Here is a 23,138-nt window from a genome sequence, read left to right as displayed (position 1 = left end):
ATTCAGTCTCGTTATTTTGCTAAAGCTTTAATTGCTTCAGCGACGGTCACATCAGCATCAAGCTTGGCTGCTTGACGAGCTTTTGTTGCCATCATTTTTAATTCATTTCTATCAAGCTGAGCGATAGCGTTCGCTAGCTTATCAGCCGTCAGTTGTGGCTGTTCAATCATTAATGCTGCGCCACATTCAACTAAATGGTCGGCATTCAACGCTTGCTGCCTGTCTTTGTGCATGAACGGAACAAAGATAGAACCAACACCAGCAGCTGACACTTCAGATACGGTTAATGCACCTGAACGACAAACTAATAGATCTGCCCATTCATAAGCTTGCGCCACATCATCAATAAATTCAGTTACTTGAACATTATCTACAGAGTGTGATTTGTATTGTTCAATCACTTGCTGTTGATTGTTCTTACCGGCTTGATGCACCACAGTAAAACCTTCACCAAGCTGGGCCATGCTCACTGGCAAGGTATCGTTCAGAATTTTAGCGCCCTGACTGCCGCCCATCACTAGGATACGAATATCACCGTCGCGCTCTGTCATGCGTTGCTCGGGTTCAGCTAAGGCAACCACATCTTCACGTACTGGATTACCCACCACATCAGCAGTAGGGAAAGCACCAGGGAAAGCTTGGAATACTTTTTTGGCAATTTTAGATAGCCATTGATTAGTTAAACCCGCCACTGCATTTTGTTCATGCAGAACTACTGGAATACCGGATAACCATGCCGCGATACCACCGGGGCCACTCACGTACCCCCCCATTCCAAGCACTACATCTGGCTGCCATGCTTTGATGTGATGTCTTGCTTGAAGTATGGCATTAATAATCTGGAATGGCGCTTTAATTAACTTGCTAATGCCTTGACCACGCAGGCCTTTCACTTTAATAAAGTCGATCTCAATGCCATGTTTTGGCACTAAGTCCGCTTCCATTCTATCCGCGGTTCCTAACCAGCGAATTTCCCAACCTTGTTGCTGAAGCTTTTTAGCCACGGCTAAGCCAGGGAAAACGTGACCACCAGTACCACCAGCCATCACTAAAAGTTTTTTGTTTTGTTTCATAACGTTGGATTCTTATTCTACTAATTCGTTTTGATTGTCGGCTTGTTCTTCTTGTTGTATTCGACATTCGTGATCAATGCGCAATAGCATTGAAACCGCGACTGACATGACGATAAGACTTGAACCACCGTAGCTGATCAATGGCAATGTTAGACCTTTGGTTGGAACGATACCTGAAGCGGCACCTACGTTAACAAGCGTCTGAAATGCAAACCAAATACCAATACCAAAGGCAAGATAACCGCTGAATAACTGGTCGTTCTCGAATGCTTTCTTACCAATTAAAATCGCTTTCAGTACCAAACTAAAGATCAGAATCAGCACGAGAGTTACACCAACAAAGCCTAACTCTTCTGCCAATACAGCAAACACAAAATCGGTATGTGCTTCAGGCAAATACTCTAACTTCTGAACCGAATTACCAAGACCTTGTCCCATCCAATCACCACGACCAAATGCCATTAGTGATTGAGTTAATTGGTAGCCACTGCCGAACGGGTCATTCCAAGGTTCCCAGAATGAGGTCACACGTCGAACACGATAGGGTTCTATAACAATTAATCCAACGACCGCGGCAATGCCCGCCACCATCAAGGCAATAAACTGTGAAAGCTTAGCACCTGCAATAAACAGCATGCCAAACAAGGTCACCAACATTACAACAACCGTACCTAAATCGGGCTGGCCGAGAAGCAAAACAGCAAAGGCACCAAACACCATGATTGGCTTACCGAAACCGCCGAAAAACGTTTTTCTGACCTCGTCTTGTTTACGAACCAGATAGCCCGCCATAAAGATAAACAGCGATAACTTAGCGACTTCTGCGGGTTGTAAGTTAAACAGTCCAAGTGGAATCCAGCGTGATGCACCATTAACCGACTTACCAACGGCCAGCACCACCACTAGCAAAAAGAAGGACAAACCCAACAGATACATACTGTATTGAAACCATCGCTTCATTGGGATCTGCAATATTACGCTGGATACACCTAGCGCCAACACAAGGAAAATGGCGTGGCGAAACATAAAGTGAAATGGCTGATCGGTTAAACGAGCGCTGATAGGAAACGAAGCCGACGTTACCATCACCAAGCCTGTCAGCATCAGTCCAAGAGCAATCCATACTAATTGACGGTCGTAAAGCGCCTCTGGTGTGGCACGATTAAGCCATTGCCAAATAGATTGATTGATCTCTTTCACTCTTTGCACTGAATGTTAGTCCTTCAACACGTTAGGCGTATTCATGAGCGAGTTCAGTGAAAGCATCACCTCTCGCCATGAAGTTATTAAATTGATCAAAGCTTGCACACGCTGGAGACAGCATCACCATATCACCGGGCACCAACTGCGTTGAGATGCTTTCGATAATGTCACTAATGGTTTCAAACGTCTTAGCCGATTGATGCAACGACATAAATTGCGCAGCATCTTCACCGAAGCAACACAGCTGAACACGCTCCAGTTGCGCCAACACAGGCTTGAGCTCACTAAAGTCAGCACCTTTACCTACACCACCAACCAAAAGATACAAAGTACCTTGGCACTCTAGCCCCGACAAAGCCGCCAATGTACTGGCTACGTTGGTCGCTTTCGAGTCGTTAACCCACTTGATAGAACGCTTATCAGCTACCACTTGGCAACGATGCGTTAAACCGTTGTAGGTCTTCAGAGCTTCAAGGCTTTTGCTGTAATCAATACCGACTTGTTTAAGCAGTGCTAGCGAGACTAGCGCATTTGCCACATTGTGACGTCCAACCAATGTTAAATCTTGAGTAGGAAGTACTGGCTTGCTGCTATCCACCAACCATTCAGTACCATCAATCGTCGCCACACCAAACTCTTGGTCGTCGAGTCCGAATGTCACTAATGGCATACTGTGGTCAGGATAAGTCTCTTTGTCTTCGCGGTTTACAATCGCGTACTGAGCGTTGTAAAAAATTCTTAATTTGGCGTCACGGTAATCGGCCATGCCTTGATAGCGATCCATATGATCTTCTGACAAGTTCAAAAAGGCCGCCGCTGCAAGGTTTAAACTGGATGTTGTCTCTAGCTGAAAGCTTGAAAGCTCAAGGACATATAAGTCGGCATCAAGCTCTAAAAGATCTAAGGCAGGAATACCGATGTTACCACCAACACCAACATTGAGACCTGCGGCTTTCGCCAGTACACCTGTAAGATCAGTCACCGTGCTCTTGCCGTTTGAACCTGTTATTGCCACAACGGGTTTATTTACCGCCCAGCCAAACAGTTCAATATCACCAACAACCGGAACACCCGCTTGAATAACATCTTGTATTTCCGGGGTCGCTAAGGCGATACCCGGGTTAGCAACGACTAAATCCGCTCCCGCTAACCATTGGCTATTCCAACTTCCAGAATGCAGTTCCACAGATTCAGGCAAAGATTCTCTGCCCGGTGGTAGCTCGCGAGTATCAATCACCTTCACATGTGTGTGAGGTTGATATTTTACGAGATGTTTAACGACAGAGAGCCCGGTAATACCGAGCCCCACAACCACTACATTTTGAATATTTTGCCAACGTTCCATTTAAACAAGATGCTCTTAATAGTTTTAAAGAGCCTCTAATCTGAGGCTCACATAGGATTAACGAACTTTCAGTGTCGCTAGACCAACCAATACTAATACCATTGAGATGATCCAAAAACGCACGATTACACGCGGCTCCGGCCAACCTTTAAGTTCGTAGTGGTGATGAATCGGTGCCATGCGGAAAATACGCTGACCACGCAATTTGTAAGAGCCTACCTGCAGAATCACTGACAAGGTCTCCATTACAAACACACCGCCCATGATAACCAGTACCAATTCTTGGCGAACTAACACAGCAATCACACCCAATGCACCACCAAGCGCTAGAGAACCAACATCGCCCATGAATACTTGTGCTGGGTAGGTGTTAAACCATAGAAAGCCGAGACCTGCACCCACGATAGCAGTACATACAACAACCAGCTCAGAGGTGTATGGGATGTATGGAATGTGTAGGTACGCGGCGAAGTTAACGTTACCTGTCGCCCAAGCAATCACAGCAAAGCCAGCCGCAACCATCACCGTTGGCATAATGGCCAAACCGTCTAGGCCGTCCGTTAGGTTTACCGCATTACTGGTACCCACAATAACAAAGTACGTCAGCACTATGTAGAACAAGCCTAACTGTGGCATCACATCTTTGAAGAAAGGAACAACCAATTGTGTTGCCGCAGTATCGTGACCATGAGCGTATAGAGCGAATGCGACAACCAATGCAATCGCCGATTGCCAGAAGTACTTCCAACGAGCAATCAAGCCGTCTGTATTTTTACGAACGACTTTACGGTAGTCGTCAACAAAGCCAACCGCACCGTAACCGCCAAGAACAACCAATACCGCCCAAACGTAAGGGTTAGAAAGGTCAGCCCACACTAATACCGTAATAATGATCGCAGCTAGGATCATCACGCCACCCATGGTTGGTGTACCACGCTTACTGAAGTGAGACTCAGGGCCGTCATTACGAACAACTTGGCCAATTTGTAGCATTTGCAGACGCTCAATTAAACGAGGTCCCATCCACAGTGACAGACATAATGCCGTCAAAATACTCGCGATTGCACGAAACGATAGGTATTCGAACAAACGGAAAAAAGAAAAGTGTGGCTGTAGTAGCTCTGCAAGCCAAATTATCATGAAAAGTTCTCCTTTAAAGCAGCGGCTATTTTACTCATTCCTGCACTGTTTGCGCCTTTTACCAACAAGGTATGTGACGCGTTTTCTGGCAAGCATAAGTGCTGCTCTATGTGCGCGATCATCGCTTGATGCGTTGCAAAGTGAGTACCATTACAGACCTCACTAATCACCTTAGTATCATTACCGTAAGTGAGTACATGCTCAAAAGCGAATGGGGCAGCATATTCACCGACTTGACGGTGAAGTGCAAGGCTTTCGTCGCCTAATTCAGCCATATTGCCTAAAATCAACCAACGTTGACCTTTGAAGCTCGATAGCAATTTAGCTGCCGCCTTCATTGCAGGCACGCTGGCGTTATAACTGTCATCTATCAGCTTGATATTCTGACTTAATTGTTGAACCTCAACTCGTCCTTTGACTGAGATAAGATTCGCTAAACCAATTTTTATTTCATCGAGCGTTGCGCCAAACTGAATGCTCAACGCTGCTGCTGCTAAGGCATTCGCTACGTTATGCTGGCCGATAATGCCAAGTTCAACGGGCACAGAACCTTTTGGTGTCTGCATATCAAAGCACGCTTCACCTTGCTCGTTGATACGAATATTTTTGGCAAAGTAATCCGCTGTATCATCACTTTCTGAAAAGGTCAGAACCGCTTTATCTGCGAGAACTTCACTCCAAAATTCGCCACCGTTACTCTCTAAACTAACAATAGCAGTGTCACCAGCTGCAAGCCCCTGAAAAATTTCACCTTTTGCTTGCTTCACACCATCAATTGAGCCAAATCCTTCTAGGTGCGCCGCTGCCACATTATTTACCAAGGCAACCTGTGGTTTCACAAGCTGGGTAGTGTAGGCGATTTCACCGATATGGTTAGCGCCTAATTCGATCACCGCATAGTCATCGCTTGGTTCACTACGTAGCAAAGTCAAAGGCACACCAATATCATTATTGAAGTTACCTGCCGTAAACAGCACCTTGCCACGTTGTTGCAGAATGCTCGCCACCATCTCTTTGACGGTCGTCTTGCCACAACTGCCAGTAATCGCCATGGTTGGCACGTCACATTGTTTATGGATCCAAGCACTTAACTGACCTAAAGCAAGTTTAGTGTCTTCAACAACAACTTGAGTAATATTTAAGTCAAGTTTTCGTTCGACTAACAACGCACTCGCATTCGCCTCAACGGCTTGATGACAAAAGTCATGCGCATCAAAACGTTCTCCGACGAGAGCAACAAACAATGCGCCCTCTTCAACGGTGCGAGTATCCGTAGAAACGGCATTAATTACGTTATGACTGGAGTTGACAGCCTCAATCAACTCGCCGCTGACTGCTGAACAAATTTGTTCGAGTGATACATCAATCATGATGAAATACCTAAAAGTTGAAGCGCAGACTCTCGGTCTGAGTAATGTACCGTATTGTCTTTCAATACTTGGTAATCCTCATGGCCTTTACCAGCCAAAAGAATAATGTCATTGCTGTCTGCCTGCTCAAGTGCAAACTTAACCGCTTGGTAGCGATCGTGCTCGACGAACGCCGATTCCGGCTCACTTAAACCAGCAAGCATATCTTTGACAATCAAAACCGGATCTTCGCTGCGAGGGTTGTCATCTGAAATAATAATTTTATCGGCAAACTGCTCTGCGGTCGCTGCCATCATCGGGCGTTTCCCTGTGTCACGATCTCCACCGCAACCAAAGATAGCCCACAATTTTCCCGAGCAGTGCACGCGCAATGCTGCCAGAGCTTTCTCTAACGCGTCTGGTGTATGAGCGTAATCAACAACTACTTTAGCTTTGCTCGGCACTTGGAACAGTTCCATACGACCAATAACAGGCTGAAGCTGAGGTGCAGTATCGACTAATATTTTCTTATCGATGCCCAATGAAAGCAGAGTCGCGAAAGCAACCAATACATTTGATGCGTTAAACTGACCAATTAAAGGAACCGAAAGATCGCCTTGTCCCCAGTTACCATCGAAAGACATCTGAATACCAGTTTCTGCATAAGCGACATCAGACGCCCATACCGATTGTTGATAACCCGCTAGCGGTGATAGTGAAACAGCAATGGCCTTGGATAAATCTATCATCCAAGCCTTACCCACTTCGTCATCCACATTAATGACGGCATGCTTGCATTTGTGTTGAGTAAACAAGCTCTTCTTCGCCAGAGCGTACTCTTCCATGGTGCCATGGTAATCAAGATGATCACGACTCAAGTTAGTAAAGACACCAACTTCAAAGTCCAAAGCCTTTACTCGACCTTGCACCAAACCATGAGAAGAGATCTCCATCGCAGTATAAACGGCTTTTTCTTCAGCCAACTCACTCAGCGTGCGCTGTATTTCAATCGCGCTGCCTGTGGTGTTAGCCGCTGTTTTTAGATTATCTAGGAAACCATTACCTGTGGTGCCCATTACCGCAGAGCGTTGACCAACGAGATCAAGCCATTGAGCAATCAATTGAGTGATGGTGGTTTTGCCATTGGTGCCAGTAACACCAATCAGTTTGGTCGCTTGAGAAGAATAAACTCGACCAGCCAGTTCAGAGAGAATTGAATTTAGCTCCGCTACATAAACAACAGGAACTGCATTTAACCACTCAACCAAGCCATGAGCTTTGTCATCACCAGCCTGTGCAATGACGGCTTTAGCTCCTTGAGCGACCGCTTTGTCGATAAAACGGCGACCATCAACGGCATGTCCAACAATGGCGACGAAAATATCACCTTTCTTGATGGCACGACTATCCAACTCCAATTGCTCAACAGCAATCGACTCTAGTTCTGTTGAATCAAAGTCCCCCCAAGGAGAAAGTAAAGATGACAGCGTGAGGCTATTACTCATATTGAATCCTGATTAACTCTATTCTTGAAACTTATTTTCATCAGCCGGGACATTCATGATTTGTAGTGCACCCTTCATGATCTCAGAAAATACAGGGGCTGCGACTGAGCCACCATAGTAAAGGTCACCTTGAGGCTCATTGACTACAACAACCAACGCAACTCTTGGGTCACTTACTGGGGCAAAGCCTGCAGTGATCGCAATGTATTCATCACTGTATCCGCCAGCCTCTGCCTTACGAGATGTACCCGTTTTGGCTGCAACGCGGTAACCCGGAACGGCGGCTCTTGTCGCCGTTCCACCTTTTTGAGTCACCCCTTCGAGCATGTTCAAAACCAGTTCAGCGTTTTCTCGCTTGATAATCTGCTTAGAAAAATCTTGGTCGTTGCTCTTAATAATATGAATTGGCTCATATAAGCCTTTGTTGGCTAGCGTCGCATAAGCATGTGCTAACTGCATCGGTGTAACAGACAAACCATAACCAAACGCTAAGGTCGCAATCTCAAACTTTGACCAGCGACGGCGATTCGGGAAAATACCGCTCGTTTCACCAACCAAATTCAGCCCAGACATCTCACCTAGACCAACCGAGCTGTACATACCAAGCAAGGCTTCGAGTGGCATATTAAGCGCTAATTTCGCAACACCTATGTTACTCGACTTTTTGAGGATCAACGCTAAGTCAGCCTTACCCACTTTAGACGAATCTCGCACACGACTACCACCGATCTGCATAATACCGTTGCCAGTATCAATAACGACATCTGGGTCTGCGGTGCCGTTCTCTAGCGCCGCTAAAACCACAAAAGGTTTCACGGTAGAGCCAGGTTCCATGGCGTCGGTTAATACGCGGTTTCGCATCTTAAAGCTTTGTAGGTCAGCACGGTTATTCGGGTTGTAAGATGGCGCATTGACCATGGCTAACACGGCACCTGTTTTTACATCGAGCAGTACCGCAGAGCCTGAAGTCGCCTTATGATCGGCCACCGCTTGCTTGATCGCTCGATAAGCAATGGCCTGTAATCGTTGGTCGATGGTTAATTCTAATGGCTTGCCTTCTTCACGCTCTTCTAAGGCAATATTTTCGACAACGCGTCCATAGCGATCTTTACGAATGGTACGTTTACCCGCTTCACCAGTGAGCCACTGATCATAACTGCGTTCTACACCTTCAAGACCATGACCATCGATACCGGTTACACCAATAAGATGAGCACTGATTTCACCTGCAGGGTAGTAACGACGAGATTCAGCTTTAAGCCCCACACCCACGAGTTTAAGATCGCGGATATATTTAGCCATCGCAGGGCTAACTTGTCTCTGAAGATAAATAAATCGGCGGGATTTGTTACTAGAGATCTTATCGATCATCGGTTGTCGTTCTAGGCCAAGTACATCAGCTAACGCATACCAACGATCAATTTGAGCCATACCATTTTTATCGAAAATGGTTTTCGGGTCAGCCCATACCGCTTCAACAGGAACACTGACAGCAAGTGGCTCACCATTGCGATCAGAAATAATACCACGAGCAGAAGGAATAGCCTTAACACGCACCGAACGAAGGTCGCCCTGACGAATTAAGTTATCTGGTTCAATGATTTGTATATAAGCCACACGACCAACAAGTGCAGCAAAGGCAAGAAACACGAAAGCAATAACGACGTTAAAACGCCATTTTATCAGAACTGGATCCGAATCCTTTTCGCTCTTCACACGCTTTTTCGTTGATTTATTAACGGTTTTCGCGGGTGATTTTTCCTTTTTACCGGTCATTTCAGTGTGATCACAACTTCTTTATCAGAGTCTGGACGTTTCATGTCTAACTCTCGTTTTGCCGATGCTTGAACGCGACTGTGTTCAGCCAAAGCTGTCTCTTCAAGCATTAAATTTCGCCACTCATCATCTAGCTGCTCTCGTTCGACTAATGCCATGTCTTTTTGCGTAATCGCCTGACGTGACATATGTGTCGTAAGAACGACCCCCATCGCACTCGCAAAGATACAGATAAGAACCACCAATGGGACCTTACCCACGGAGATCAAATCAAAAAATATTATCTTGGCTAAGTTAGGCTTGGAGGTCTTCATTGACTACAGCTTTTCTGCGATTCGTAGTACTGAGCTGCGTGAACGAGTATTTTCATCCACTTCACCTTTAGAAGGCTTGATCGCTTTACCAATTGGTTTTAGATCGGCACTGCCTAAAGCTTTAATTTGATCTTCTGTTAATGGTAAACCATGAGGTACCTGAGGGCCTTGACTCTCTTTACGGATGAAGCGCTTCACCATACGGTCTTCAAGAGAGTGAAAACTGATAACAGAGATACGACCTTGGGGAGCAAGAATACTTGCAGCGCCTTTCAGTGCGGTATCGATCTCTTCAAGTTCACTATTAATGTAGATACGAAATGCTTGGAAAGCACGTGTCGCTGGGTGCTTTTTCTCTTTAAAGTTCTTTGGAGCGACATCAGAGATAAGCTTAGCCAATTGGCCAGTACGTGTTAACGGTTCGTTCTCTTCGTTCTCTTGATAAGCAATGATGCCCTTCGCGATACGACGAGCGTGTTTATCTTCACCGAACTCACGGATAACCCATGTGATGTCATCAAGATCCGCATCAACTAGCCACTGAGAAACCGGAATACCCGTCGTTGGATCCATACGCATGTCTAGCGGGCCGTCTTTCATGAAGCTAAAGCCACGTTCAGCATCATCTAGCTGTGGTGAAGACACACCTAAATCCAGTAAAACACCATCCACTTTACCCACTAAGTCATAACGCTCTGCATATTCAGCCATACCTGAGAATGGGCCGTGAATAATCGTAAAACGGGGGTCATCAATCTTCTGAGCTTCAGCAATTGCTTGTGGATCGCGGTCGATACTAAAGAGTCTTCCATTCTCGCCCAGTTTAGACAGGATTGTACGGCTGTGCCCACCACGGCCAAAAGTACCATCGATGTAGGTACCGTCAGGTTTGATCGCAAGTCCGTCAATAGATTCGTTAAGCAATACTGAAATATGTTTGAATGCTTCTGTCATAGTCTTCTCAGTGAGTGGATTGAGCCATTAGTTCGGCAATAATTTGTTCTATTAACGTTTTAGTGTACTGATTTCACGCTGTATCTCCACCATATTGTGTATAGGCATTTGGAATTTTTGACCCAAGCTTATATCAGGGTGAAAGATTTTAAGGAAATCTAAATAATTTACGTCAATATAAAGCAAAAAACCCATCACTACGGTTAAGTAATGATGGGTTCTTTATATAGGTGGAGTTGACACATACGCCGGGTTCTGTTCCGCTTGCGCGGCGGTAACCATTCGTCTAGGCCTGCAATCGCTCACAGGCTCAAGCAATCTACCCGCCCCCATACGCGAGCAGCGCAATGCGAGGGCCTATTTGATCTTGCTCCGGGTGGAGTTTACCTTGCTACGAACTGTTGCCAGTCGCACGGTGCGCTCTTACCGCACCCTTTCAGCCTTACCTGTGCCTCTTCCGAAGAAATGAGGCCATCGGCGGTCTTCTCTCTGCTGCACTTGTCGTGGGCTCGCGCCCCCCAGACGTTATCTGGCACCCTGCTCTATGGAGCCCGGACGTTCCTCCCCTCTACCAGTCTCCCGAAGGACTTCAACGTCAGTTTCCCGAAGGACCTCAACGTCAGTCTCCCGAAGGACATCAGCAAAGCAGCGATTACCCGTTCAACTCCGAAGGCGGATTGTATAGAGATTCGTGTGCAGTGTCTAGCGAGATCACAAATATGGTGCAAACCTCTAAGCAACTGCGTGAATTTCACACAATCCAGACAAAAAAAGAGGAATGACGGCAATACCATCATTCCTCACAAGCTTTTCAATACAGGTTAGCGACTCTTTAAAGAGGTATCTAGTTGTCTAGATACTCTAGGCCCCATTTATATAAAGCGTTCTTTTTCAGATTGTAGATTTCTGCCGTCATCGCCGCCGCTTTTTTAAGGGGTAGCTCTTTGGTTAGAATACCTAGCGTGCGAGTCGCTTCGTCTGGTAATTCTGTGGTCGCTTCTTCACGGTGACCATGAATCAGCAGCACCATCTCACCACGTTTGCGGTTAGCGTCTTCTTCAATCCACTCAATCAGCTCACCAAGTGGCAGCCCTTGGATGGTTTCGAAGGTTTTGGTTAGCTCACGCGCCAATACAACTTCACGGTCAGGTCCTAGAATATCTAGCATATCCTGCAGAGAATCCGTAATACGGTGCGGTGATTCATAGAAGATACACGTGCGTTCTGCTTTTGCGATCTCTAAGAACTTATCTTTGCGACCCTTACTCTTTGGTGGCAAGAAGCCTTCAAAGCTGAAGCGATCCGACGGTAGACCAGAAGCACTTAACGCAGTAATCACTGCACAAGCACCAGGAAGTGGCACAACTCTCACACCCGCTTGACGACATTGTGAGACAAGATGGTAACCTGGGTCACTGATTAAAGGAGTACCCGCATCAGAGACTAATGCGATAGACTGACCTTCTAATAACCTTTCGACTAGAACTTGTGCTTTAGTTTGTTCATTATGATCATGTAAAGCGAACGTTCTGGTTGATATATTGAAGTGAGCAAGCAGCTTACCCGTGTGGCGTGTGTCTTCGGCTGCAATAACATCGACACTTGATAAAATTTCAATTGCTCTTTGAGTGATATCTCCCAAATTTCCGATTGGAGTTGGCACAATGTAGAGAGTTGGGCTCTCTGTGAGCAAGGTTTTGTTATCTGTCATTTGTTTACCATCACTTCAACGATTAATATAGATACAAATTTATACGGAATTTAAAGAACTCATGGCAACGATGAACCATAAGAGACTCAGTGTACCACGCTTACTAACTCCAATTGCATTAGCAATTACATTGGCGGCTTGTTCTTCAGGTCCTCAAGCACCAACGAGCGTTGATATTACACTAGATCCAGCGCAATCAACTGAAAGTTACATGATGCAGGCGGATAGTAGTAAAGGAAGTCTACAAAACGACTGGTTAATCATGGCGCTTAAATCTTCTGTGCAAGCTGGAAAAACCGATCAAGCAACACTGCTTATCAAACGCTTAGCAAAACAAGAACTAAGTGAAGTTCAACAAGCGGAATGGCAATTAGCTCGCGCTCAGCTGCTAGTGAATAACTCACAGCCTGATCAAGCTTATAGCCAACTGAACTTTCAGCCTTGGTGGAAGCTACCTGACGAACAGTGGAAAGATTATCACGAGCTACGCGCGAACATCTCAGAGATGAAAAGTGAGTATTTCGAGGCAAGCCGTGAGTTAGTGCTCTATTCAGAGTACCTAGACACTGACGACGAGCTTCAACAGCAAACTGCCGACCGTATTTGGCAGAATCTGAATAGCTACTCTCAATACGAGATTCTAGAACTGAAAACATCGCCGACAGAAGATGTGCTTTCAGGTTGGTTACAACTGGCTATCTACATGAAGACGCTCAACTCGAACCTTCCAAACCTACAGGAAACTCTATCTGATTGGTTAGCCGAGAACCCTCAGCACCCTGCGGCTACTTACACACCTCAAGCGATCACCGATATTTTAGCACTAGAGATCAGCAAGCCAACTAGCACAGCACTGTTGCTGCCGCTAACGGGTAAGTATGGTAAGCAAGCACAACTGGTACGTGATGGCTTCATCTTTGCTATGATGAACGACAAAGAACGCGAAGAAGATGCAACGCTGACCGTTATGGATACCAACGTGCAAAGTGCTGCTGAAATCAAAGCGACATTGGAAGAGAACAACGTTGATTTCATCGTTGGCCCGCTGATTAAGAGCAACATCACTAAGCTTCAGCAAGCACAGAAAAACCACGAGAACTCGATTCCAGCTTTAGCTCTGAACATTCCAACGCAACTAGAACCTGATACCAATATTTGCTATCTCGCTCTATCGCCTGAACAAGAAGTCGCTCAGGCCGCGAAACACCTTTTTGCTCAAGGTTACAAGTACCCGCTAATCCTTGCGCCAAAAGGACGTTTGGGTGATCGAGTTGAGCAAGCTTTTAAGGAAGAGTGGCAAAAATACAGTAGCAACGACGTCGCGATGAGTTTTTTCGCTGATAAACGTCAACTGCAGCGCACGGTAAACCAAGTCTTCGGATTACAAGAAAGCCAGCAGCGTATCGCTCAAATGGACGGGTTACTGAACCTAGACCTAGAAACAGAACCACGCAGTCGCCGTGATATCGATTCTGTCTACATTGTGGCTAAGAACTCAGAGCTAACGCTAATCAAACCGTTCATTGAAGTCGCAATTAATCCAGATGCTAGTCAACCAGCACTGTTCTCAAATTCACGCAGCAACAGCGGTGATAAACAGTATGAAGACCTAACCGGTGTTTTCTACAGCGATATCCCACTGTTAGTTGAGAACAAGAACGAGCTCAACAAAGAGCTAAACGACTTATGGCCTGCACATTCAAACGGCCAAAAACGTTTGCAAGCTCTGGGAATGGATGCTTATTACCTAATGGATGCACTGCCACAGATGAAAGCTGTACAAGGTTACAGTATTCCGGGTGAAACCGGTGTGTTAACCATCGATAATAATTGTGTCGTACAACGCGAAATCAGCTGGGCAGAGCATGGGGCTTTTTAGCCGTACGTTTTTGTCCAAAGCAACCGTCACCCACAAACAAGTGGGTGATAAATACGAGACCGTGGCGAAGAATTATTTAATTGGCCACGGTTTATCGTTAATTCAACAAAACTTCATAGCTAAATGTGGCGAGATTGATCTTATAATGCGCCATAACAATACCGTAGTGTTTGCCGAAGTAAAATACCGTAAGCAAACCCGTTACGGACATGCCGCTGAAATGGTAACAGCAAAGAAGTCACAGAAGCTGCTCAAAACAGCCAATGTTTGGCTTATGCAGCAAGGCTTGTCAGTGCATTCTACGGATTTCAGGTTTGATATTGTTGCCATTGAAGGGCCGAATGAACATATCGACTGGATTCAAAACGCAATTACCCAAGGATAAACATGCTAGACAGCATTAAAGAAAGTTTTACAGAAAGTATTCAAATCCAAATTGCGGCTGCAGAAGCACTGCCAGACGCAATCACGCATGCCGCTCAAGCTATGGTTGCTACCCTGCTCAACGGAAACAAAATTCTTTGTTGTGGTAATGGTGGTTCGGCGTCGAATGCTCAGCAATTTGTATCATGCTTACTCAACCGCTTTGAAACAGAACGCCCTAGCCTTCCGGCGATGGCACTCATGGCTGATAACACCACGCTAACTGCAGTGGCAAACGACTATCACTATGAAGAAATCTTCTCTAAGCAGGTACGAGCATTTGGTCAAACAGGTGACATCTTACTGGCTATCTCGACTAGCGGTAACAGCAAGAACATCATCAAAGCGATGGAAGCTGCGGTAACACGCGACATGACAATCATTGCCTTTACTGGTAAAGATGGTGGTGAAATGGCAGGCTTACTTGGTGAGCACGATGTTGAAATTCGTATCCCTTCACACCGCACAGCGCGCATTCATGAAGTACACATGGTGACACTACACTGCCTATGTGACCTAATCGACCAAGTACTCTTCCCTGCTCACGAAGAGTGATATACGGAGCATCACAATGAAATCATTAACCTCTATGAAGCTGTTCAAGCTGATTAGTGTTTCGCTACTTACACTGTCCCTATCTGGTTGTGCTGGCATTTTCATTGCTGGTGCGGCAACCACAGCAAACCTAGTCACGGATACGCGAACCACCAAAGAAATTTGGAACGATAACAACATCGAATTTGAAGTTGCGGCGATAACCAATAAACAACCATTTCGTGGCAATGTTCGTGTCACTGCCAGCTCTTACCGAGGTTCTGTCGTGCTGATGGGACAAGCCATGACAGACTCTGAACGTCGTGCTTTTGAAAACCAAGCCAAGGATGTTACCGGTGTAAAGAGCATTCACAATCAAGTTCGAGTTAAAGAACCACTATCTGTTAGCGCTATTAGCAAAGACAGTTGGATTACCACCAAGGTGAAGTCTGCACTACTTGCCAATGCTGAGCTTAACGGCATTAAAGTAAAAGTCATCACTGAAGATTCAGAAGTATTTTTGCTTGGATTGGTTTCTCGAGAACACGCTGATATCGCAACAGAAGTTGCACGTAATATATCTGGTGTGAAGCAGGTAATTCGAGCGTTTGAATATGGTGAAGAAGAAGAGACTTCGGTTAATTAACGAATCAATCTATATGCTCAATACTGGATAATGCAGATGCTCAGTAGCCCGTTCAAAAAGCTGGGCAGTAACTGACTGAAGACAGAATAAGAAAGCAAAAAAAGAAAAAGCAGCGATAGATCGCTGCTTTTTTATTTGGTTGTTATTTTACTAACGTTATTTGATAACGCGAAGGCTTGGGCGACCTTTCGCAGGACGAGGAGGCTCAGGATCTGAGTCAGGCTCTTCTTCAGCGTCTTCGTCTGCCGTTGCTACGCTCAAAGATGGGCCTTTTTCTGGTTCTTCAAAAGGACTTTCTTCGATCCCTTCTTCAAACGCTTCCATGTATGCCTCTTCAGGTTCAAACATGGTACCAGCACCATTTTCACGAGCATAAATCGCTTGTACTGCGTAAAGCGGAACGATCACAGAATGTGGACGGCCACTAAAGCGAGCACTAAACGTTACTGCTTCGTTACCCAATTCAAGTTGCCCAACAGCACGAGGCGCGATGTTCAGAATGATCTGGCCATCTTGAACAAACTCTTCAGGAACTCGCACACCGGGTAATGTTGCTTCAACAACCAAGTGAGGCGTTAATTCGTTATCAACCAGCCATTCATAAAATGCACGAAGCATGTATGGTCGGCGTGGGGTCATATTAGAAATATCCATAACGCTTAGCGAACGAGTCGCATCTCACGCTCAGCTTCAGTTAGAGAAGCTAGGAATGAATCACGTTCGAATACGCGGTTCATGTAAATCTTAAGCTCTTTAGAACCAGGACCAATTAGTTCGATACCAAGCTCAGGTAAACGCCATAACAGCGGAGCTAGGTAACAATCAATTAGGCTAAACTCTTCGCTCATGAAGTATTCATATTCAGCGAAGATAGGAGCAAGAGTCAGTAGGTCATTGCGCAGTTTAACGCGAGCAGCTTCTGATTCTTCAGCGTTGCCTTTAACGATTTTCTCAGCAACTGAATACCAGTTGCGCTCAATGCGGTACATCATTAGACGGCTATTACCACGAGCAACCGGGTATACAGGCATCAATGGTGGATGAGGGAAACGCTCATCAAGATATTCCATAATGATCTTTGAGTCATATAAAGCAAGCTCACGATCAATAAGGGTAGGTACTGATTTGTACGGGTTCAGTTCAACAAGCTCTGCTGGTAGATTTTTTTCATCAACCAACTCAACTTCAACACTTACGCCTTTTTCAGCAAGAACAATGCGCACCTGATGGCTATACATATCAGAAGCACTTGAGAAAAGAGTCATCACAGAACGTTTATTGGCAGCTACAGCCATGGAGCCCTCCAGTACACTTTAAATAAAAACAATGGAGGCCTAAAAGCCTCCATTGAACATTAACATAATTTGGGAATTAGCACGGTATTATAGCACAATTAGTGCACATCACGCCAATACTCTTTCTTCAGTAAAATCACAATGATAGTGAAGATTACTAAGAAGGCCATTACCCACCAACCCATAGCGTGGCGCTCAAGTTGTACCGGGTCGCCCGAGTAAACAAGGAAGTTTACAAGGTCGCGAACCGCTTCATCGTATTCACCAGTGCTTAGCTCACCAGAACCGTCAGTTTCAGTGCCAACAACAACCTTCACTTCCTCACCATCTACCATGTGAGTATCGTAGATTGGCGTTGGGATTCCTTGTAGCTCTTCAAGAACATGTGGCATACCAACACTTGGGAAAACGATGTTGTTCACCCCAAATGGACGAGACGGGTCTTCATAGAAAGTACGAAGATATGTGTATAGCCAATCTGCACCACGAACACGAGCAACCAGAGTTAAGTCAGGTGGCGGAGCACCAAACCAACTAGCCGCTTGATCAGAAGGCATAGCATTAACCATCAAACTACCAATTTTCACTTCTGGGTCGAAAATCAGGTTTTCCTTCATTAGGTCTAAAGGAATTTCTAAATCATTCGCAACACGCTCATAACGTTGGTACTGCGTTGAGTGACAAGCGAAACAATAGTTCATGAACATCTTAGCGCCATTTTGCAATGAGGCTTTGTCTGTTAAATCATTGTTCGCTTTGTCTAATGGTACGCTTGCACCCGCTGCCATCGCCAGTGACGGCAACATAGCAAATAAAATTACAATCCACTTTTTCATTTGAATGTCACCCTTTCTGGTAATGGTTTCGTCGCTTCATTTTTACTGTAGAACCACAGCAGAACGAAGAACATGAAGTAACCTAAGCTAAAGATTTGAGCTAGTAGCGTGTATGTTGGCGTCGCTGGAAGCGCACCAAGGACACCAAGCGCAATAAAGCTTATTGTGAATTGGATGATGTTAATCAAATGCAGTTTGCTACGGTAACGGTAAGAGCGCACTTTACAACGATCGAACCAAGGTAGTAGGAAGAGCACGACAATAGAGGCGCCCATTGCTACTACACCTAACAGCTTATCGGGAACAGCACGAAGTACAGCGTAGAACGGCGTGAAGTACCAAACTGGAGCAATGTGCTCTGGTGTTTTCAGTGGGTTTGCAGCTTCAAAGTTTGGCGGCTCAAGGAAGTACCCACCCATTTCTGGGTTAAAGAACAGCACGTAACAGAACAAGAATAGGAAGCCAGCAACACCAACCATATCTTTTACCGTCCCGTATGGGTGGAAAGGAATAGAGTCAATGATGTCGTATTTCTTAGTGTAATCCTTGTGGAATGGGAACTGAGTCTTGTAGTCGTCGCCCATCGTACCTTTAGGAAGCTTGGTTTCGATACCGTCAGGGTTATTCGAACCTACTTCGTGCAGTGCTAGTACGTGAAGTACGATAAGCAGCAATAGTACGATTGGTAAAGCGATAACGTGCAGTGCGAAGAAACGGTTCAGCGTTGCACCAGAGATGATGTAGTCACCACGGATCCAAAGCGTTAGGTCATCACCAATAACTGGGATTGCACCAAACAGAGATATGATTACCTGAGCACCCCAGTAAGACATTTGACCCCATGGTAGTAAGTAACCCATGAAAGCTTCAGCCATAAGCACTAAAAAGATCAACATACCGAAGATCCAAAGTAGCTCACGAGGTTTTTGGTATGAACCGTAGATTAAACCACGGAACATGTGCAGGTAGATAACCACGAAGAATGCCGAAGCACCCGTTGAGTGCATGTAACGCAGTAACCAACCGTATTCTACATCACGCATGATGTATTCAACAGAAGCGAACGCACCTTCACCAGACGGTACGTAGTTCATTGTTAACCAAATACCCGTAAGGATTTGGTTAACCAGTACCAACATTGCTAAAGAACCGAAAAGGTACCAAAAGTTAAAGTTCTTAGGCATTGGGTATTCAGATAAATGCTTTTTGTAAGCATTCATCGCAGGTAGACGTTTCTCTACCCAATCAAGCAATCCTTGCATTACGCGTCTCCCTCGTCCACACCGATCATGATCTTAGTGTCACTCAAATACATATGCTTTGGTACAACAAGGTTCAATGGAGCTGGTACGCCTTGGAATACTCGACCTGCCATATCAAACTTTGAACCATGACAAGGACAGAAGAAACCAGACTTAACACCCTGAACTTGTTCTGCAAAAGAATCCGGTAGGTAAGTTGGAGAACAACCTAAGTGCGTACAGAAACCAACAGCAACGAAGAATTCCGGCTTAATCGAACGGAACTCGTTCTGTGCGTATTCAGGTTGTTGTTCAGCTTCAGATTGAGGGTCACGAAGTTGACCACCGATCGCTTTTAGGTTTTCTAGTACCGATTCAGCTCGGCGTACAACCCATACAGGCTTACCTTGCCACTCGACACGAACCATTTGTCCCGGTTCTAACTTACTGACTTCCACTTCCACCGGGGCGCCTGCAGCTTTCGCCTTAGCACTCGGATTCCATGATTTAATAAAAGGCACGGCTACAGCAGCTGCTCCTAAACCACCAACAACGGCTGTTGTTGCGGTTAAGAAACGCCTGCGACCGTTATTTAAAGGCGCGTTGCTCATCCAAACATTCTCCCATTTGCTCCTTATGGATTGAAATAATTCCGAATAAAGAGCATGGCTAACAAAATATGTATTTAGTTCTATTTATTGACGGCAAATGATAAATAAAACCCTACTTTTTGACAAGATAAAGCTACCTTTTTGTAACAATCATGAGGCAAAGCGCACATTGGGTTACAAAAGCTTTCAAAATATAAGAATTTGGAAATAAAACGAGGGAGGGAAAGCGTTTAGAGGGGGTATAAAAACAAAAAGCCCGGCATATAGCCGAGCTTTGAACCACAATTCCAGTCGTAAAACTGGGAGCGTGTAATTTTTCGTAAAGAAAAATTAACGCTTAGAGAATTGAGGTTTACGACGTGCTTTACGTAGACCAACTTTCTTACGTTCAACGCAACGAGCGTCACGAGTAACGTAGCCAGCTGCACGTAGAGCAGGACGTAGAGTTTCATCGTACTCCATAAGAGCGCGAGTGATACCGTGGCGGATTGCGCCAGCTTGACCAGAAATACCACCACCAGAAACAGTGATGTAAAGGTCAAGTTTCTCAGTTAGTTCAACTAGCTCAAGAGGTTGCTTAACAACCATACGAGAAGTTGGACGACCGAAGTAAACATCAAGGCTACGCTTGTTGATTACGATCTCACCAGAGCCTGGTTTGATGAAAACACGAGCTGCTGAGCTTTTGCGACGACCAGTGCCGTAGTATTGATTCTCTGCCATTTTCATAATCCCCTTAGATGTCTAGTACTTGTGGCTGTTGAGCAACATGGTTGTGCTCAGTACCAGCGTACACTTTAAGCTTACGGTACATCGCGCGGCCTAGAGGACCACGTGGAAGCATACCTTTAACTGCTAGTTCAAGAACCATTTCTGGTTTCTTAGCAATTAGCTTTTCAAAAGTGATAGTTTTAAGACCACCTGGGAACTCAGAGTGACGGTAGTAAACCTTACCCTTAGCTTTGTTACCAGTTACAGCAACTTTCTCAGCGTTAACAACGATGATGTAATCACCAGTGTCTACGTGAGGAGTGTATTCTGCTTTATGCTTGCCGCGTAGGCGAGAAGCGATTTCACTTGCTAGACGGCCAAGAGTTTTGCCTTCAGCGTCTACAACATACCAGTCGCGTTTTACAGTTTCTGGTTTAGCAACGAAAGTTTTCATGCTAATAATTACCTATTTAAAAAATTTACACTTAAGGAATACTCGCGTACTCCCACTGTCTAAGAGTTACCATTCATCACCCCTTCGAGTGTTGGAAAACTCTTGGCATAACGTGATTTTACTCATCGCTAGAGGCCCGCAGTAACGGTAGGTCGCAGGATTATAGAGAAGAGCGAAGAAAAAATCACCTCTTTTTGAACAAAATCACGATTTTTTTAATTCTCTTTCTTATTCGAGATAATCAAAGCTAACTTAAGTGTTCTTTTGCCAAATATTCGTGGCTCTGCATTTCGATTAAGCGCGACTGACAACGTTTAAATTCAAACTCCAGCTGACCATGAGTATACAAACTTTCTAGCTCAACCTCTGCTGAAATTATCAGCTTAACATTGCGCTCGTAGAACTCATCGACTAACGCAATAAAGCGTCGTGCCGCGTCATCTGAGGTGGAACCCATTTGCAAAACATTTGCCAATAATACCGTGTGATAAACCTTAGACAGTTCAATATAGTCATTCTGGCTACGGGCCGACTGACAAAGCTGAGCAAAGGTTCCATGTAGAACGCCGTCACTTGCTTCTATTACGTCTAATTGACGATGGTTAACCTCTATTTGCTTTAACTTCTGTTTATCTTCGCCCACCAACTGTGCGTAGTACTTTTCAAGATTGATATTCGCTTGGCTATCTAATGGGTAATGATAGATTTCAGCTTGCTCTAAAGTACGCAGTCGATAATCGATCCCGCTATCGACATTAAGAATGTGACAGTTGTCTTGAATAAGCTTGATTGCAGGTAAGAATCGCGCGCGCTGCAAACCATTGCGATACAAATCTGCAGGTGGGATATTTGAGGTCGCGACTAAAATAACGTTTCGTGCGAAAAGTTCTTGGAACAAAGTCCCTAGAATCATTGCATCCGTAATGTCCGAAACAAAAAACTCATCGAAACAGATAATGTCCGCTTCTTCTTTTAGCTTATCTGCCACCAAAGGCAATGGATCGCTCACATTACCTAATGCTTTCAACTCATCATGCACGCGATACATAAAACGGTGAAAGTGAACTCGCATTTTATTTGTGGTCGGTAAGGCATCATAGAACGTATCCATTAAATACGTCTTACCGCGCCCTACACCGCCCCAAAAATAGAGACCTTTGGGTGGTTTCGGTGATTGAACTTTTTTCCCTAGTAGCTTCTGAAATCGAGTCAACTCAGGAATAGGAGTATTCATATATTCTTGAAACTGATGAAAGAGTTCATCTAAAGATTTAACGGCTTGCTCTTGTGCTGGATCTCTTTGAAATCCATGTTCTTTTATATCTTGTTCGTATTTTTTAATGGGATTCATGACGACATTTCCACAATGAAAGCAATATCAGACAGCGAAGAAAAATGAGCCTAAACAATTCTAGAGTTAATGCCATACGGCGAATAAAGCAGCACTAAACTGCTAACTAGCGCACACGCATTTCTCTTTATACTGCGGCTTTCTCATAGTACCATGGAGCCGTACCACGTGTAACTAAGCAGTAACAAACATGTTAAAAAACAATAATAAGGAGCTGTTATGCCTTGGATGTATGCCGTTGCCGGTTTACTAGTCGGAGTTATTTTAGGGGTCGCTATTTCTCGTCTCATGACACCTGAATACAAAAAACAAAAGAACGTACAGAAAGAATTAGATAGCGCAAAGTTTGCCCTTGAGCAACAGCGACAAGAGCTGGCTGACCACTTTGCGAAATCAGCAGAAATGCTGGATACCTTAGGTAAGGACTACACGAAACTGTATCAGCACATGGAAAAAACGAGCTCAGAACTCATCCCTAATCTACCTGAGCAAGACAATCCATTTGTGAAAACAGCGGCTGCACACTCAGACAAGCCACAAGATAAAGCTTCTGTTAAAGAGGCAACACTTGAGGAACAACCCAAAGATTACGCCAATGGCGCAACGGGGTTATTTACTGAGCAGAAGAAAGAAATTATTGATGCTCCGGATGTCGTTACAGCAAAAGCATCGTAAACATTTAATACTTCTGTGAACTTTACAAAGGTTTTTGAGTCATAACTTTCACTCAGGTCATTTGAAATTTCTCATATCTATAGCAAATATGAGAAGGCTAAGACCTTAACTA

The 23,138-nt window shown here is 44.9% G+C and carries 23 protein-coding genes and 1 other RNA gene; 5 read left to right on the top strand and 19 right to left on the bottom strand.

Translation table 11 applies throughout. The annotated features are described in order from the left end of the window. Nucleotides 1-11: 11 nt before the first annotated feature. The 11 genes from murG to rsmI all read right to left on the bottom strand — a co-directional run bounded on the left by murG (nt 12) and on the right by rsmI (nt 12,370). Nucleotides 12-1,073, bottom strand: coding sequence for an undecaprenyldiphospho-muramoylpentapeptide beta-N-acetylglucosaminyltransferase (murG, locus tag IQO02_RS04380; protein ID WP_016789751.1), 1,062 nt, complete (start codon nt 1,071-1,073; stop codon nt 12-14). Nucleotides 1,074-1,085: 12 nt separating this feature from the next. Then, nucleotides 1,086-2,282, bottom strand: coding sequence for a cell division protein FtsW (gene ftsW / locus IQO02_RS04375; RefSeq protein WP_010434740.1), 1,197 nt, complete (start codon nt 2,280-2,282; stop codon nt 1,086-1,088). A 22-nt stretch (nt 2,283-2,304) separates the two neighbouring features. Next, entirely contained in the window at nt 2,305-3,621 is a 1,317-nt protein-coding gene (gene murD, locus IQO02_RS04370) for a UDP-N-acetylmuramoyl-L-alanine--D-glutamate ligase (protein WP_016791799.1), read from the bottom strand. Between the two features lie 57 nt (nt 3,622-3,678). Then, on the bottom strand, nt 3,679-4,761 hold the full coding sequence (gene mraY / locus IQO02_RS04365) for a phospho-N-acetylmuramoyl-pentapeptide-transferase (RefSeq protein WP_010434722.1): 1,083 nt from the start codon (nt 4,759-4,761) through the stop codon (nt 3,679-3,681). Next, nucleotides 4,758-6,131: a UDP-N-acetylmuramoyl-tripeptide--D-alanyl-D-alanine ligase gene (locus tag IQO02_RS04360; protein ID WP_016791798.1), complete on the bottom strand. Its 1,374-nt coding sequence runs from the start codon at nt 6,129-6,131 to the stop codon at nt 4,758-4,760. Before IQO02_RS04360 ends, mraY begins: the two co-directional genes overlap by 4 nt. Next, nucleotides 6,128-7,615 carry a UDP-N-acetylmuramoyl-L-alanyl-D-glutamate--2,6-diaminopimelate ligase gene (gene murE, locus IQO02_RS04355; RefSeq protein WP_016789749.1) on the bottom strand — a complete coding sequence of 496 codons (1,488 nt, stop codon included), beginning with the start codon at nt 7,613-7,615 and terminating at the stop codon, nt 6,128-6,130. Before murE ends, IQO02_RS04360 begins: the two co-directional genes overlap by 4 nt. Before the next feature lie 18 nt (nt 7,616-7,633). Further along, on the bottom strand, nt 7,634-9,391 hold the full coding sequence (locus tag IQO02_RS04350) for a peptidoglycan glycosyltransferase FtsI (RefSeq protein WP_010434717.1): 1,758 nt from the start codon (nt 9,389-9,391) through the stop codon (nt 7,634-7,636). Further along, a complete protein-coding gene (gene ftsL, locus IQO02_RS04345; protein WP_016793006.1) occupies nt 9,388-9,705 on the bottom strand; it encodes a cell division protein FtsL in 318 nt (105 codons plus the stop codon). Before ftsL ends, IQO02_RS04350 begins: the two co-directional genes overlap by 4 nt. Before the next feature lie 3 nt (nt 9,706-9,708). Then, a complete protein-coding gene (rsmH, locus tag IQO02_RS04340; protein ID WP_010434714.1) occupies nt 9,709-10,659 on the bottom strand; it encodes a 16S rRNA (cytosine(1402)-N(4))-methyltransferase RsmH in 951 nt (316 codons plus the stop codon). 228 nt (nt 10,660-10,887) lie between these two features. Next, nucleotides 10,888-11,327: RNase P RNA component class A (gene rnpB, locus IQO02_RS04335), an RNA gene on the bottom strand. A 176-nt stretch (nt 11,328-11,503) separates the two neighbouring features. Beyond that, nucleotides 11,504-12,370 (bottom strand): 16S rRNA (cytidine(1402)-2'-O)-methyltransferase, encoded by an 867-nt coding sequence (rsmI, locus tag IQO02_RS04330; RefSeq protein ID WP_010434711.1) that lies wholly within the window; start codon nt 12,368-12,370, stop codon nt 11,504-11,506. 61 nt (nt 12,371-12,431) lie between these two features. Here rsmI and IQO02_RS04325 point away from each other — a divergent pair, with 61 nt between their 5' ends. Genes IQO02_RS04325 through IQO02_RS04310 form a run of 4 tightly spaced genes read left to right on the top strand, consistent with a single transcriptional unit; the run spans nt 12,432 to nt 15,852 of the window. Beyond that, nucleotides 12,432-14,249 carry a penicillin-binding protein activator gene (locus tag IQO02_RS04325; RefSeq protein WP_016783970.1) on the top strand — a complete coding sequence of 606 codons (1,818 nt, stop codon included), beginning with the start codon at nt 12,432-12,434 and terminating at the stop codon, nt 14,247-14,249. Then, complete coding sequence (locus tag IQO02_RS04320) at nt 14,236-14,634, top strand: YraN family protein (protein ID WP_010434707.1); 399 nt, start codon at nt 14,236-14,238, stop codon at nt 14,632-14,634. The genes IQO02_RS04325 and IQO02_RS04320 overlap by 14 nt, the downstream gene beginning before the upstream one ends. A 2-nt stretch (nt 14,635-14,636) precedes the next feature. Beyond that, a complete protein-coding gene (locus IQO02_RS04315; protein ID WP_010434705.1) occupies nt 14,637-15,227 on the top strand; it encodes a phosphoheptose isomerase in 591 nt (196 codons plus the stop codon). A gap of 16 nt (nt 15,228-15,243) precedes the next feature. Then, a complete protein-coding gene (locus tag IQO02_RS04310) occupies nt 15,244-15,852 on the top strand; it encodes a BON domain-containing protein (protein ID WP_010434703.1) in 609 nt (202 codons plus the stop codon). Between the two features lie 156 nt (nt 15,853-16,008). Here the strand turns inward: IQO02_RS04310 and sspB are convergent, their stop codons facing one another. The 8 genes from sspB to zapE all read right to left on the bottom strand — a co-directional run bounded on the left by sspB (nt 16,009) and on the right by zapE (nt 22,351). Continuing rightward, the gene (sspB, locus tag IQO02_RS04305) at nt 16,009-16,506 is read right to left on the bottom strand and encodes a ClpXP protease specificity-enhancing factor (protein ID WP_010434702.1); all 498 of its coding nucleotides are present in this window, start codon (nt 16,504-16,506) and stop codon (nt 16,009-16,011) included. A gap of 5 nt (nt 16,507-16,511) precedes the next feature. Then, nucleotides 16,512-17,147 carry a stringent starvation protein SspA gene (sspA, locus tag IQO02_RS04300; protein WP_010434700.1) on the bottom strand — a complete coding sequence of 212 codons (636 nt, stop codon included), beginning with the start codon at nt 17,145-17,147 and terminating at the stop codon, nt 16,512-16,514. Nucleotides 17,148-17,245: 98 nt separating this feature from the next. After that, nucleotides 17,246-17,983: a cytochrome c1 gene (locus IQO02_RS04295; protein WP_010434698.1), complete on the bottom strand. Its 738-nt coding sequence runs from the start codon at nt 17,981-17,983 to the stop codon at nt 17,246-17,248. Beyond that, nucleotides 17,980-19,245: a cytochrome b gene (locus IQO02_RS04290; protein ID WP_009848941.1), complete on the bottom strand. Its 1,266-nt coding sequence runs from the start codon at nt 19,243-19,245 to the stop codon at nt 17,980-17,982. Before IQO02_RS04290 ends, IQO02_RS04295 begins: the two co-directional genes overlap by 4 nt. Further along, nucleotides 19,245-19,835, bottom strand: a complete 591-nt coding sequence (gene petA / locus IQO02_RS04285) for a ubiquinol-cytochrome c reductase iron-sulfur subunit (protein ID WP_010434692.1) — start codon at nt 19,833-19,835, stop codon at nt 19,245-19,247. The genes IQO02_RS04290 and petA overlap by 1 nt, the downstream gene beginning before the upstream one ends. 330 nt (nt 19,836-20,165) lie before the next feature. Next, nucleotides 20,166-20,558 (bottom strand): 30S ribosomal protein S9, encoded by a 393-nt coding sequence (rpsI, locus tag IQO02_RS04280; RefSeq protein WP_004740758.1) that lies wholly within the window; start codon nt 20,556-20,558, stop codon nt 20,166-20,168. A gap of 13 nt (nt 20,559-20,571) precedes the next feature. Continuing rightward, on the bottom strand, nt 20,572-21,000 hold the full coding sequence (gene rplM, locus IQO02_RS04275) for a 50S ribosomal protein L13 (RefSeq protein WP_010434689.1): 429 nt from the start codon (nt 20,998-21,000) through the stop codon (nt 20,572-20,574). 247 nt (nt 21,001-21,247) lie between these two features. Further along, nucleotides 21,248-22,351: a cell division protein ZapE gene (zapE, locus tag IQO02_RS04270; RefSeq protein ID WP_010434686.1), complete on the bottom strand. Its 1,104-nt coding sequence runs from the start codon at nt 22,349-22,351 to the stop codon at nt 21,248-21,250. 219 nt (nt 22,352-22,570) lie between these two features. Between zapE and zapG the strand changes: the two genes are divergently transcribed. Further along, nucleotides 22,571-23,026 carry a Z-ring associated protein ZapG gene (zapG, locus tag IQO02_RS04265; RefSeq protein WP_010434684.1) on the top strand — a complete coding sequence of 152 codons (456 nt, stop codon included), beginning with the start codon at nt 22,571-22,573 and terminating at the stop codon, nt 23,024-23,026. Nucleotides 23,027-23,138: the final 112 nt, after the last annotated feature.

This window comes from Vibrio sp. OPT24 (assembly GCF_015163545.1).
GTDB classification, from domain to species: domain Bacteria; phylum Pseudomonadota; class Gammaproteobacteria; order Enterobacterales; family Vibrionaceae; genus Vibrio; species Vibrio cyclitrophicus.
The sequence above is the reverse complement of the archived record's forward strand: the minus strand, read 5'-3'. Positions and strand labels throughout refer to the sequence as shown.

What these genes read in the sequence shown, in the direction of transcription:
- murG (WP_016789751.1), bottom strand. Translation starts at nt 1,073, where the DNA reads ATGAAACAAAACAAAAAACTTTTAGTGATGGCTGGTGGTACTGGTGGT.
- murD (WP_016791799.1), bottom strand. Translation starts at nt 3,621, where the DNA reads ATGGAACGTTGGCAAAATATTCAAAATGTAGTGGTTGTGGGGCTCGGT.
- mraY (WP_010434722.1), bottom strand. Translation starts at nt 4,761, where the DNA reads ATGATAATTTGGCTTGCAGAGCTACTACAGCCACACTTTTCTTTTTTC.
- IQO02_RS04360 (WP_016791798.1), bottom strand. Translation starts at nt 6,131, where the DNA reads ATGATTGATGTATCACTCGAACAAATTTGTTCAGCAGTCAGCGGCGAG.
- murE (WP_016789749.1), bottom strand. Translation starts at nt 7,615, where the DNA reads ATGAGTAATAGCCTCACGCTGTCATCTTTACTTTCTCCTTGGGGGGAC.
- IQO02_RS04350 (WP_010434717.1), bottom strand. Translation starts at nt 9,391, where the DNA reads ATGACCGGTAAAAAGGAAAAATCACCCGCGAAAACCGTTAATAAATCA.
- ftsL (WP_016793006.1), bottom strand. Translation starts at nt 9,705, where the DNA reads ATGAAGACCTCCAAGCCTAACTTAGCCAAGATAATATTTTTTGATTTG.
- rsmH (WP_010434714.1), bottom strand. Translation starts at nt 10,659, where the DNA reads ATGACAGAAGCATTCAAACATATTTCAGTATTGCTTAACGAATCTATT.
- rsmI (WP_010434711.1), bottom strand. Translation starts at nt 12,370, where the DNA reads ATGACAGATAACAAAACCTTGCTCACAGAGAGCCCAACTCTCTACATT.
- IQO02_RS04325 (WP_016783970.1), top strand. Translation starts at nt 12,432, where the DNA reads ATGGCAACGATGAACCATAAGAGACTCAGTGTACCACGCTTACTAACT.
- IQO02_RS04320 (WP_010434707.1), top strand. Translation starts at nt 14,236, where the DNA reads ATGGGGCTTTTTAGCCGTACGTTTTTGTCCAAAGCAACCGTCACCCAC.
- IQO02_RS04315 (WP_010434705.1), top strand. Translation starts at nt 14,637, where the DNA reads ATGCTAGACAGCATTAAAGAAAGTTTTACAGAAAGTATTCAAATCCAA.
- IQO02_RS04310 (WP_010434703.1), top strand. Translation starts at nt 15,244, where the DNA reads ATGAAATCATTAACCTCTATGAAGCTGTTCAAGCTGATTAGTGTTTCG.
- sspB (WP_010434702.1), bottom strand. Translation starts at nt 16,506, where the DNA reads ATGGATATTTCTAATATGACCCCACGCCGACCATACATGCTTCGTGCA.
- sspA (WP_010434700.1), bottom strand. Translation starts at nt 17,147, where the DNA reads ATGGCTGTAGCTGCCAATAAACGTTCTGTGATGACTCTTTTCTCAAGT.
- IQO02_RS04295 (WP_010434698.1), bottom strand. Translation starts at nt 17,983, where the DNA reads ATGAAAAAGTGGATTGTAATTTTATTTGCTATGTTGCCGTCACTGGCG.
- IQO02_RS04290 (WP_009848941.1), bottom strand. Translation starts at nt 19,245, where the DNA reads ATGCAAGGATTGCTTGATTGGGTAGAGAAACGTCTACCTGCGATGAAT.
- petA (WP_010434692.1), bottom strand. Translation starts at nt 19,835, where the DNA reads ATGAGCAACGCGCCTTTAAATAACGGTCGCAGGCGTTTCTTAACCGCA.
- rpsI (WP_004740758.1), bottom strand. Translation starts at nt 20,558, where the DNA reads ATGGCAGAGAATCAATACTACGGCACTGGTCGTCGCAAAAGCTCAGCA.
- rplM (WP_010434689.1), bottom strand. Translation starts at nt 21,000, where the DNA reads ATGAAAACTTTCGTTGCTAAACCAGAAACTGTAAAACGCGACTGGTAT.
- zapE (WP_010434686.1), bottom strand. Translation starts at nt 22,351, where the DNA reads ATGAATCCCATTAAAAAATACGAACAAGATATAAAAGAACATGGATTT.
- zapG (WP_010434684.1), top strand. Translation starts at nt 22,571, where the DNA reads ATGCCTTGGATGTATGCCGTTGCCGGTTTACTAGTCGGAGTTATTTTA.